This window comes from Streptococcus sp. 2741 (assembly GCF_013276315.1).
GTDB lineage: Bacteria > Bacillota > Bacilli > Lactobacillales > Streptococcaceae > Streptococcus > Streptococcus pseudopneumoniae.
On sequence record NZ_VMKU01000057.1, the window covers coordinates 1 to 12360 of the forward strand.

The following is a 12360-nucleotide window of genomic DNA, read 5'->3' on the forward strand; positions in this document are numbered from 1 at the left end:
CTTGCCGTACTCAAGTACAAGTTTCCTAGTTTGCTCTTTGATTTTCATTGAGTATTATATTACTTTCTATTTGTAGGAGGTGGCTTATGAAGATTCCTCTCTTAACTTTGGCAAGGCATAAATTTGTTTATGTCTTGCTTACTTTGATTTTTCTTGCTTTGGTTTATCGTGATTTTTTGATGACTTATTTCTTTTTTGATATTCATGCGCCTGATCTAGCCAAATTTAATGGACAAGCAATTAAAAATGACTTATTAAAATCAGCGTTAGATTTTCGTATTCTCCAGTTCAATCTAGGCTTTTATCAATCATTTATTATTCCAATCATCATTTCTTTGCTAGGTTTTCAATATGTTGAGCTGAAAAAGAAAGTTTTACGATTGAGTATTGGAAGAGAAGTGAGTTATCAAGGGTTAAAAAGAAAGTTGACTTTTCAAGTCGCAAGTATCCCTTGTGTAATATATTTAGTGACTGTGCTGATAATTGCAATCATAACCTATTTCTTTGGGACTTTTTCTCCTCTGGAATGGAATTCTCTATTTTCTGATGGGAGTAGTTTACAAAGGCTTCTAGATGGAGAAATAAAAAGTTATTTGTTTTTTATGTGTGTTCTTCTAATCGGTATCTTCATCAATACGGTCTATTTTTTAAAAATAGTTGATTATTTAGGGAATGTGACTCGTTCGGCAATCGCCTATTTGATGTTTCTTTGGCTTGGTTCTATGTTGCTCTATAGTGCCTTGCCTTACTATATGGTTCCTATGACGAGTTTGATGCAATCTAGCTATGGAGATGTCAGTTTGATGAAACTCTTTACTCCTTACATCCTTTACATCGTCTCTTATATGGTGCTTGAAAAATATGAAGATAATGTTTAAGAATTTTAACAATATTTGGCTAAAGAGAAAGATCGTTTTACTACTTCGTATAGTTCTGATGATGATTTTGACCAACTATCTATTGTCAACAGCGGTTCAAAAGCAGGATGTTTTTCTCTTTTTCAAGAGGGAATTGATTTCAATCTTTTTCTATAATGACTATTCTGAAGTGAATTTAGAAATCCCCAAACTCTTGTTAAACCTTTCTATTTTCATGGTTGGATGGCTCTCTGTCATTTTACTTGAAACTGATTTGGCAGACCATTACCATCACTTGATTCGCTATCAATCAAGCTCCTTTTTCGATTATACAAGGAAACGATTGGTTGTCATTTCTAAATTTTTTACTCAAGATTTATTTGTCTGGTTTCTTGGTTTACTTCCGCTAGGAATTCATTTCAAAACAGTTGCTCTCTTCTTTTTACTTGCTCAGTTAATGATGTTGTATTTGCTACTGTCTTATCTGATAGCACTTATTAGTGCGGGCGCTGGTTTTTCCTTTTTTCTCTATTTTTTAGCATTTGTGGGACAAGAATGGATGATGGATCATATTGTGATAGTATATTTAGGACTCTTAAGTTTATTAGTTATCTTGATTGTTAGTCGGTTAGAAGAGAAATTTAAGAAAGGATAAACGATGAGACTTGAAATTATAAATGGACAGAAAATTTATGGGAAAAGACCTATTTTAAATCAGTTAAATCTGGTCTTTCAATCAGGAAAAATTTATGGCCTTAAAGGTGATAATGGATCTGGCAAGACAGTTCTTTTAAAGATACTTGCTGGTTATATTAAGCTTGACAAAGGAAAAGTTCTTCAAGATGGCAAAGTTTACGGGGTAAAAAATCATTATATTCAGGATGCGGGGATTTTAATTGAAAAGGTAGAGTTTCTATCTCATTTATCCCTGAGAGAAAATTTGGAACTGTTAAGGTATTTTTCATCTAAAGTTACGGAAAAAAGAATTGCCTATTGGATTCAATACTATGATTTACAGGAATTTGAAGACGTTGAATACCGTCATTTATCCTTAGGAACAAAGCAAAAAATGGCTTTGATTCAAGCCTTTATTGCCGAACCATCTATACTCTTTCTTGATGAACCTATGAATGCTTTGGATGAGAAGAGTGTGAGGTTAACCAAACAGGTCATTTTATCTTATCTGAAAAAAGAAAATGGTTTGGTTATCCTGACGTCGCATATATCGGAAGATATTTCAGACCTTTGTACAGATGTATTAGTTGTCGAAAATGGACATATACAGTATTCAAAAGATATACAAGCTTAGGAGGTGGCTTATGGCACATCTAAAATCATTTATTACACGCTATTCTAAGGTCTATATTGGTTTAGTTCTGTTGATCTGGATTGCTTTCTTCTTTCTTCCTTGGGGCAGTCCGATTCTGGGGGGAAAGATTGACCTCTTCAGCATACAGAAAGTCTTGCTAATTTTTGGCATTCTGTCCATTTTGATGGCCTTGCTGTCCAAGAAAGTCAGTCTCTTTGTTTTTGGACTGATCTGCTGTCTTTCTCTTTGGATAAACCTATTTATCCTGTTTGCTCTTTTGCCAATTTTTGGTAATTAAAGTATCATAAAAGTCAGAGAGGTTAGCTTGAAAACTAGCCTCTTTTTCCTTTTCAAAATGGGGATTCTTCCTTGAAAATAATCAGTAATTGTGCTAAAATTAAAAGAACATTCTAAAATATTCGGAATTTAAAGTAAGGAAAAACATGGCTAATATTTTAAAAACAATTATCGAAAATGATAAAGGAGAAATCCGTCGTCTGGAAAAGATGGCTGACAAGGTTTTCAAATACGAAGACCAAATGGCTGCTTTGACTGATGACCAACTAAAAGCAAAAACAGTTGAATTTAAAGAACGTTATCAAAATGGAGAATCGCTGGATTCATTGCTTTATGAAGCATTTGCGGTTGTCCGTGAGGGTGCCAAACGTGTCCTAGGTCTCTTCCCATATAAGGTTCAGGTCATGGGGGGAATCGTTCTTCACCATGGTGACGTGCCAGAGATGCGTACAGGGGAAGGGAAAACCTTGACTGCGACTATGCCGGTATACCTCAATGCCCTTTCAGGCAAAGGGGTTCACGTAGTTACGGTTAACGAATACCTATCAGAACGTGACGCGACTGAGATGGGTGAATTGTACTCATGGCTTGGTTTGTCAGTAGGGATTAACTTGGCTGCCAAATCTCCAATGGAGAAAAAAGAAGCCTATGAGTGTGACATTACCTACTCAACCAACTCAGAAATCGGATTTGACTACCTACGTGACAACATGGTCGTTCGTGCTGAAAACATGGTACAACGTCCGCTTAACTATGCCTTGGTCGATGAGGTTGACTCTATCTTGATTGACGAGGCCCGTACACCTTTGATCGTATCAGGTGCTAATGCAGTTGAAACCAGTCAGCTCTACCATATGGCAGACCACTATGTAAAATCTTTGGACAAAGACGACTACATCATCGATGTGCAGTCTAAGACTATTGGTTTGTCTGATTCAGGGATTGACAAGGCTGAAAGCTACTTCAAGCTTGAAAATCTCTATGACATCGAAAACGTAGCTTTGACTCACTTTATCGATAATGCCCTTCGTGCCAACTACATCATGCTTCTCGATATTGACTATGTGGTGAGCGAAGAGCAAGAAATCTTGATTGTCGACCAATTTACAGGTCGTACCATGGAAGGTCGTCGTTATTCTGATGGCTTGCACCAAGCTATTGAAGCCAAAGAAGGTGTGCCAATCCAGGATGAAACCAAGACATCTGCCTCAATCACGTATCAAAACCTTTTCCGTATGTACAAGAAATTGTCTGGTATGACGGGGACAGGTAAGACTGAGGAAGAAGAATTCCGTGAAATCTACAACATTCGTGTTATTCCAATCCCAACAAACCGTCCTGTTCAACGGATTGACCACTCAGACCTTCTTTATGCAAGTATCGAATCTAAGTTTAAAGCGGTTGTCGAAGACGTTAAGGCTCGTTACCAAAAGGGTCAGCCTGTCTTGGTTGGTACAGTAGCGGTTGAAACTAGTGACTACATTTCTAAGAAATTGGTCGCAGCTGGTGTTCCTCACGAAGTCTTGAATGCTAAAAATCACTATAGAGAAGCCCAAATCATCATGAATGCTGGTCAACGTGGTGCCGTTACCATCGCAACCAACATGGCGGGTCGTGGTACCGACATCAAGCTTGGTGAAGGTGTTCGTGAACTTGGAGGACTTTGTGTGATTGGTACAGAACGTCATGAAAGTCGTCGTATCGATAACCAGCTTCGTGGACGTTCAGGTCGTCAAGGAGATCCAGGTGAGTCACAATTCTACCTCTCTCTTGAAGATGATTTGATGAAACGTTTTGGTTCTGAACGCTTGAAAGGCATATTTGAACGCTTGAATATGTCTGAAGAGGCCATTGAGTCTCGTATGTTGACGCGTCAGGTTGAGGCAGCTCAGAAACGTGTCGAAGGAAATAACTACGATACCCGTAAACAAGTCCTTCAATACGACGATGTCATGCGTGAACAACGTGAGATTATCTATGCTCAACGTTACGATGTCATCACTGCAGACCGTGACTTGGCACCTGAAATTCAGGCTATGCACAAACGCACGATTGAACGTGTCGTCGATGGTCATGCGCGTGCCAAACAAGATGAAAAACTTGAAGCAATTTTGAACTTTGCTAAGTACAACTTGCTTCCAGAAGATTCTATTACGATGGAAGATTTGTCAGGCTTGTCTGATAAGGCCATCAAGGAAGAGCTTTTTCAACGTGCCTTGAAGGTTTATGATAGTCAGGTTTCAAAACTACGCGATGAAGAAGCAGTTAAAGAATTCCAAAAAGTTTTGATTCTACGAGTGGTGGATAACAAGTGGACAGATCATATCGATGCCCTTGATCAATTGCGTAACGCGGTTGGACTTCGTGGTTATGCTCAGAACAACCCTGTTGTTGAGTATCAGGCAGAAGGTTTCCGTATGTTTAATGATATGATTGGTTCGATTGAGTTTGATGTGACACGCTTGATGATGAAAGCACAAATTCATGAACAAGAAAGACCACAGGCAGAACGCCATATCAGTACAACAGCGACTCGCAATATCGCTGCCCACCAAGCAAGTATGCCAGAAGATTTGGATTTGAGCCAGATTGGACGCAATCAACTTTGCCCATGTGGTTCTGGTAAGAAGTTTAAAAATTGTCACGGTAAAAGACAATAAAATGAGATAGTTTAGAGGCGGATATCTTGTGAAAAGTAAATTTTTACTTGGTATCCGTTTGCTTTATAAGGAGATGACTTATGGTATTTACAGCAAAAAGTCCTAAAATAAATATCGAAGAAGTTCGTGCCTTATCAAAATTAGAAGGCCAAGCTTTGGAGAGAAAATCACAGCGCGATCAAGAGCTAGAAGCCATCATGCGTGGAGAAGACCAGCGGATTCTCTTGGTAATCGGTCCGTGCTCATCTGACAACGAAGAAGCTGTCCTTGAATACGCTAAGCGTTTGGCAGTCCTACAAGAAGAAGTGGCAGATCGTATCTTTATGGTTATGCGTGTTTATACTGCCAAACCCCGTACCAACGGAGATGGCTATAAGGGCTTGATTCACCAGCCTAACGCGACAGAAGCGCCTAGTCTTATCAATGGAATCAAAGCCGTTCGCCATCTTCACTATCGTGTCATCACAGAAACAGGGATGACAACTGCTGATGAAATGCTTTATCCTGAAAACCTTCCGCTTGTAGATGATTTGATTTCTTACATGGCAGTTGGTGCCCGTTCAGTTGAAGACCAGCAACACCGCTTTGTGGCAAGTGGGGCAGGATTTTCTACTGGTTTTAAAAATCCAACCTCTGGAAATCTCAATGTCATGTTTAATGGGATTTATGCTGCTCAAAACAAACAAAGTTTCCTTTTCTTAGGAAAAGAAGTAGAAACAACTGGGAACCCGCTTTCACACGCTATTCTTCGTGGTGCTCTTAATGAGTATGGTAACAATATTCCCAACTACTATTATGACAATTTAATTGATACCATTGCCCAGTATGAGAAAATGGGCTTGGAAAATCCTTTTATCATCATTGATACCAATCATGACAATTCTGGTAAGCAGTATATTGAACAGATCCGAATTGTCCGCCAGACCTTGATTAACCGTGCTTGGAATGAAAAAATTAAGCAGTTCGTTCGTGGTTTTATGATTGAGTCTTATCTGGAAGATGGTCGACAAAATGAGCCAGAAGTATTTGGTAAGTCTATCACAGACCCTTGCTTGGGTTGGGATAACACAGAAGCTCTTGTCAGAGAAATTTACAAAACGTTAGGAGAATAAGATGGCATTTATTGAAAAAGGTCAAGAAATCGATATGGAAGTCATTAAGGCTGAAACCCAATTGTCTGCGGAAGCCTTGAGACTCAAGGAAAGCCGTGACAGGGAATTGGCAGACATTATTTCAGGGGAAGATGACCGTCTCCTTTTGGTAATTGGTCCTTGCTCTTCTGATAATGAAGAAGCTGTCTTGGAATATGCCCGCCGCTTGTCAGCCTTGCAAAAGAAGGTAGCGGACAAGATTTTCATGGTTATGCGCGTGTATACTGCTAAGCCGCGTACCAACGGAGACGGCTATAAAGGGTTGGTTCACCAGCCAGACACTTCTAAGGCTCCAAGCCTGATTAACGGTTTGCAGGCTGTGCGCCAGTTGCACTACCGAGTGATTACAGAGACTGGTTTGACGACGGCAGATGAGATGCTTTATCCGTCAAATCTAATTTTGGTGGATGACTTGGTCAGCTACCATGCTGTTGGAGCTCGTTCTGTGGAAGACCAAGAGCACCGCTTTGTGGCTTCTGGGATTGATGCACCAGTAGGGATGAAAAATCCAACCTCAGGAAATTTGGGTGTTATGTTTAACGCCATCTATGCTGCTCAAAATAAGCAAACCTTCCTTTATCATGGGCAGGAAGTTGAGACTTCAGGTAATCCTTTGTCCCATGTCATCCTCCGTGGAGCAGTTAACGAGTATGGCAATTATATGCCGAATTACTACTATGAAAACCTACTCCAAGCCATTGAACGCTATGAAACCATGGGACTTGAAAATCCCTTTATCCTCATTGATACCAACCATGATAACTCAGGCAAGCAGTATATGGAGCAGATTCGAATTGTTCGCCAGACCTTGCAAAATCGTGATTGGAATGAGAAAATTAAAAAGACAGTTCGAGGATTTATGATTGAATCTTACCTAGCAGATGGTCGTCAAAACCAACCAGAGGTCTTTGGCTGCTCTATTACAGATCCTTGCCTAGGTTGGGAAAATACAGAGGCTTTGGTAGAAGAAATCTATGCTACCTTGGCAGAATAAGTGAAAAGGATGGAGTTGGGGAATCTCAACTCCTTTTGATGAGAATGATAGTTGGACACGGAATTGACATCGAAGAATTGGCTTCTATAGAAAGAGCGGCTGCACGACATGAAGGCTTTGCCAAGCGCGTGCTGACAGCCAAGGAAATGGAACGGTTTAACAGTCTTAAAGGGCGCAGGCAAATCGAATATTTGGCTGGTCGCTGGTCGGCTAAAGAAGCCTTTTCCAAGGCCATGGGAACGGGAATTGGCAAGCTCGGTTTTCAGGATTTAGAAGTCTTAAACAATGAACGCGGGGCGCCTTATTTTAGTCAGTCACCATTTTCAGGAAAGATTTGGCTATCTATCAGCCATACCGATCAGTTTGTGACAGCCAGTGTCATTTTGGAGGAAAATCATGAAAGCTAGTCCGCATAGACCAACCAAGGCTCTGATTCATCTGGGAGCTATTCGACACAATATTCAGCAAATGGGGGCTCATATCCCTGAGGGGACACTCAAGTGGGCAGTGGTCAAAGCCAATGCCTATGGGCATGGGGCAGTAGCTGTTGCCAATGCGATTCAAGATGATGTCGATGGCTTCTGCGTTTCCAATATTGATGAAGCTATTGAACTCAGACAAGCTGGACTCAGCAAGAAAATCCTTATTTTAGGAGTTTCTGAGCTAGAAGTTGTTGCTCTAGCTAAAGAATATGACATCACCTTGACAGTGGCTGGATTGGAGTGGATTCAAGCACTCTTAGATAAGGAAGCAGATTTAACTGGCTTGACTGTCCACCTCAAGATTGACTCAGGGATGGGACGGATTGGTTTTAGAGAGGCTAGTGAGGCTGATCAGGCTCAAGACTTGATCAGACAACACGGTGTTCGTGTTGAAGGAATCTTTACCCACTTTGCGACTGCTGATGAGGAATCAGATGACTATTTTAATGCCCAGTTAGAACGGTTTAAAACCATTCTATCAAGTATGAAAGGTCTTCCAGAGCTGGTTCATGCTAGCAATTCTGCAACGACTCTTTGGCATGTAGAGACTATTTTCAATGCGGTTCGTATGGGAGATGCTATGTATGGTCTTAATCCTAGCGGAGAGGTCTTGGATTTACCCTATGACTTGATTCCAGCCTTGACCTTGGAGTCTGCTCTGGTTCATGTCAAGACAGTTTCAGCTGGAGCTTGCATGGGCTACGGGGCGACCTATCAGGCAGATAGCGAGCAGGTCATCGCGACCGTGCCAATCGGCTATGCAGATGGATGGACAAGAGACATGGAAAATTTCTCTGTCTTGGTAGATGGCCAAGCTTGCCCAATTGTCGGCAGGGTTTCGATGGACCAAATCACTATTCGATTGCCTAAGCCTTACCCACTCGGAACCAAGGTAACCTTGATTGGCTCCAATGGGGATAAGGAAATCACTGCAACTCAGGTAGCGTCCTACCGTGGGACTATTAACTATGAGGTGGTTTGTCTTCTCAGCGACCGCATTCCGAGAGAATATGATTAGAAAAGAAAGGAGTGGAGCATGAATCTACATCAACCCTTGCATGTCTTACCTGGTGTGGGACCAAAGTCAGCAGAAAAATACGCCAAACTAGGAATTGAAAATTTGCAAGATCTCTTGCTCTACTTTCCTTTCCGTTATGAAGATTTTAAGACTAAGCAGGTGCTAGATCTGGAAGACGGTGAAAAGGCAGTTCTTTCTGGTCAAGTCGTGACTCCTGCCAGTGTCCAGTATTATGGTTTTAAGCGCAATCGCCTGCGTTTTAGCCTCAAACAGGGAGAAGTCGTTTTTGCGGTGAACTTCTTTAACCAGCCTTATCTAGCTGATAAGATAGAGTTGGGAGCAACTCTTGCTGTCTTTGGAAAATGGGACCGTGCCAAGGCTAGTCTGACTGGGATGAAGGTTCTGGCTCAGGTAGAAGATGACCTCCAGCCTGTCTATCGTCTGGCTCAGGGAATCAGTCAGGCCAGTCTGGTTAAGGTCATCAAGACGGCTTTTGATCAGGGACTGGACCTCTTGATAGAAGAAAATCTGCCCCAGTCTTTACTAGACAAATACAAACTCATGTCCCGTTGTCAGGCAGTCCGAGCTATGCATTTTCCAAAGGATTTGGCAGAATACAAGCAGGCTCTTCGCCGTATCAAATTTGAGGAACTCTTTTATTTTCAAATGCAATTGCAGACGCTCAAGTCTGAAAATAGAGTTCAGGGAAGTGGTCTGGTTCTGAATTGGTCTCAGGAAAAAGTGACAGTAGTTAAAGAAAATCTACCTTTTTCCTTGACCCCAGCTCAAGAAAAGAGTTTACAGGAAATTTTGACAGACATGAAGTCGGATCACCACATGAATCGTCTCTTGCAAGGGGATGTGGGGAGCGGAAAAACGGTGGTCGCTGGCTTGGCTATGTTTGCGGCAGTGACAGCTGGCTACCAATCAGCCCTCATGGTACCAACAGAAATTCTCGCAGAGCAACACTTTGAGAGTCTACAGAGTCTCTTTCCAGACCTAAAACTGGCTCTCTTGACAGGTTCCTTAAAAGCTGCAGAAAAGAGAGAAGTCTTGGAGACCATTGCCAAGGGTGAGGCTGATTTGATTATCGGAACCCACGCTCTGATTCAGGATGGAGTGGATTATGCTCGCCTTGGCTTGATTATCATCGATGAACAGCACCGTTTTGGTGTGGGGCAAAGGCGTATTTTACGGGAAAAAGGCGACAATCCAGATGTCCTCATGATGACGGCGACTCCCATTCCACGGACGCTGGCCATCACAGCCTTCGGAGATATGGATGTTTCCATTATCGACCAGATGCCAGCAGGTCGGAAGCCTATTGTGACACGCTGGATCAAGCATGAGCACTTACCTCAGGTCTTGACTTGGTTAGAGGGGGAAATTCAAAAAGGTTCTCAAGCCTATGTCATCTCTCCCTTGATTGAAGAATCAGAAGCTCTGGATTTGAAAAATGCCATTGCCTTATCAGAGGAGTTGACGGCTCATTTTGCAGGCAAGGCAGAGGTGGCTCTTCTACATGGTAAGATGAAGAGTGACGAAAAAGACCAGATCATGCAGGAGTTCAAAGAGCGAAAAACGGATATTCTAGTTTCGACAACAGTTATCGAGGTTGGGGTCAATGTTCCAAATGCGACCGTCATGATTATCATGGATGCCGATCGTTTCGGTCTCAGCCAGCTTCACCAGCTTAGAGGTCGTGTCGGTCGGGGAGATAAGCAGTCCTATGCTGTTCTCGTTGCCAATCCCAAGACTGATTCTGGGAAAGACCGCATGCGTATCATGACAGAAACGACCAATGGTTTTGTCCTTGCGGAGGAAGATTTGAAAATGCGTGGTTCTGGTGAGATTTTTGGAACCAGACAGTCAGGGCTTCCAGAGTTCCAAGTGGCTGATATTATCGAGGATTTTCCGATTTTAGAAGAAGCTAGAAAAGTTGCTAGTTACATTAGTTCTATTGAAGGCTGGCAAGAGGATCCAGAGTGGCGCATGATTGCCTTTCATCTGGAAAAGAAAGAACATCTGGATTAAGCTTTCTCTAAGGAAAACTTAAGCAAGCTTTCAGGTTTGGCCCTTATACTAGAGTCATCAAAAAGAAACGAGGACTCTCATATGACAGTAACGATTAAAGTAAATTACCCAAGCACTTTTCAAAAGAAAGAAGCAAAAAACTAGTATAAACAGAAGAGAGAGCGAAATGCTCTTTTTTCGTTTCTAAAACTACTTTTAGCCCATCATCCTAAAAGTAAAGAATCTAAATTCACTTTCTATTTACCCTTCTTTCTTGCATTGATTATATAGATATGCTACAGTTGTGGTAACGATTACAAAATAAAAGGAGCATGCTATGAAAAATCCAGCTTTGTTAGAAGAAATGAAGACTTATAAAGGCAGGGACGAGGTTCCAGAAGATTTTGATGCTTTCTGGGATGAGGAAGTGAAAAAAGTTTCCACGCTTCCAGCCTACCACTTGGAGGAAAGAGATTTCCACATTCCTCAAGTCAAGTGCTATGAACTAACCTTTGAAGGAAGCAATGAAGGCAAGGTCTATGCACGCGTCGTTCTTCCAAAGAGTGAGGAGAAGGTTCCGCTAATCTTCCATTTCCATGGTTATATGGGACGTGGTTGGGATTGGGCCGACATGCTGGGCTTCACCGTAGCTGGTTACGGTGTTGTTTCCATGGATGTTCGAGGCCAGTCGGGCTATTCACAAGACGGTTTGCGTTCTCCTCTAGGAAATACGGTTAAGGGACATATTATCCGTGGTGCTGTGGAGGGTCGGGATCACCTCTTTTATAAGGATGTTTATCTGGATATTTACCAGTTGGTTGAAATTATTGCTAATCTGCCTGAGGTAGATGAGAAGCGTCTTTCTAGCTATGGTGCCTCTCAAGGTGGTGCTCTAGCTTTGGTTGCAGCAGCGCTCAATCCTCGAATTCAGAAAACAGTTTCCATCTATCCCTTCTTGTCAGACTTCAGACGGGTGATTGAGATTGGCAATACTAGTGAGGCTTATGATGAACTTTTCCGTTATTTCAAGTTCCACGATCCTTTTCATGAAACAGAGGAGGAAATCATGGCGACCCTTGCCTATATCGATGTCAAAAATCTTGCCCATCGTATCCAAGGTGAGGTTAAGATGATTACGGGCTTGGACGACGATGTTTGCTATCCCATTACCCAGTTTGCGATTTACAATCGTTTGATCTGCGATAAGGCTTATCGCATCATGCCTGAGTATGCCCACGAAGCCATGAATGTTTTTGTCAATGACCAGGTTTATAACTGGCTCTGTGGGAGTGAGATTCCTTTCAAATATCTAAAATAAGGAGTCGACTCTAGGCACAAAATCTTAAAAATCACAAACACGCATAGTATCAGGGGATTAAGAAGACTTGATACTATGCGTTTTATCATGGAAATATTTATAGAATTTTTTGTTGCTAGCTTTGTCAAATTGCTTAAAATAATTTTTTTCAGAAAGCAAAAGCCGATACCTATCGAGTAGGGTAGTTCTTGCTATCGTCAGGCTTGTCTGTAGGTGTTAATACTTTCCAAAAATCTCTTCAAACCACGTCAGCTTCGCCTT

At 41.7% G+C, this 12360-nt stretch carries 11 protein-coding genes; all 11 read left to right on the forward strand.

All coding sequences use genetic code 11. The features are described from left to right. Positions 1 to 86: 86 nt before the first annotated feature. Positions 87 to 878: a hypothetical protein gene (locus HT671_RS06315; protein ID WP_138703364.1), complete on the forward strand. Its 792-nt coding sequence runs from the start codon at positions 87 to 89 to the stop codon at positions 876 to 878. Then, a complete protein-coding gene (locus tag HT671_RS06320; protein ID WP_138703383.1) occupies positions 871 to 1512 on the forward strand; it encodes a hypothetical protein in 642 nt (213 codons plus the stop codon). The genes HT671_RS06315 and HT671_RS06320 overlap by 8 nt, the downstream gene beginning before the upstream one ends. A 3-nt stretch (positions 1513 to 1515) precedes the next feature. Further along, positions 1516 to 2166: an ATP-binding cassette domain-containing protein gene (locus HT671_RS06325; protein WP_138703363.1), complete on the forward strand. Its 651-nt coding sequence runs from the start codon at positions 1516 to 1518 to the stop codon at positions 2164 to 2166. A 10-nt stretch (positions 2167 to 2176) separates the two neighbouring features. After that, a complete protein-coding gene (locus HT671_RS06330; RefSeq protein ID WP_166735319.1) occupies positions 2177 to 2464 on the forward strand; it encodes a hypothetical protein in 288 nt (95 codons plus the stop codon). A gap of 145 nt (positions 2465 to 2609) precedes the next feature. Then, complete coding sequence (gene secA / locus HT671_RS06335) at positions 2610 to 5123, forward strand: preprotein translocase subunit SecA (protein ID WP_001274079.1); 2514 nt, start codon at positions 2610 to 2612, stop codon at positions 5121 to 5123. Between the two features lie 80 nt (positions 5124 to 5203). Next, positions 5204 to 6235: a 3-deoxy-7-phosphoheptulonate synthase gene (locus HT671_RS06340; protein ID WP_138703362.1), complete on the forward strand. Its 1032-nt coding sequence runs from the start codon at positions 5204 to 5206 to the stop codon at positions 6233 to 6235. Position 6236: 1 nt separating this feature from the next. Next, on the forward strand, positions 6237 to 7268 hold the full coding sequence (locus HT671_RS06345) for a 3-deoxy-7-phosphoheptulonate synthase (RefSeq protein ID WP_000864063.1): 1032 nt from the start codon (positions 6237 to 6239) through the stop codon (positions 7266 to 7268). Positions 7269 to 7312: 44 nt separating this feature from the next. Continuing rightward, positions 7313 to 7675, forward strand: coding sequence for a holo-ACP synthase (gene acpS / locus HT671_RS06350; RefSeq protein WP_000634996.1), 363 nt, complete (start codon positions 7313 to 7315; stop codon positions 7673 to 7675). Further along, positions 7665 to 8768, forward strand: coding sequence for an alanine racemase (gene alr, locus HT671_RS06355; protein WP_138703361.1), 1104 nt, complete (start codon positions 7665 to 7667; stop codon positions 8766 to 8768). The genes acpS and alr overlap by 11 nt, the downstream gene beginning before the upstream one ends. Before the next feature lie 18 nt (positions 8769 to 8786). After that, on the forward strand, positions 8787 to 10802 hold the full coding sequence (gene recG, locus HT671_RS06360; protein ID WP_138703360.1) for an ATP-dependent DNA helicase RecG: 2016 nt from the start codon (positions 8787 to 8789) through the stop codon (positions 10800 to 10802). Positions 10803 to 11118: 316 nt separating this feature from the next. Continuing rightward, positions 11119 to 12099, forward strand: coding sequence for an acetylxylan esterase (locus HT671_RS06365; protein WP_023940720.1), 981 nt, complete (start codon positions 11119 to 11121; stop codon positions 12097 to 12099). Positions 12100 to 12360: the final 261 nt, after the last annotated feature.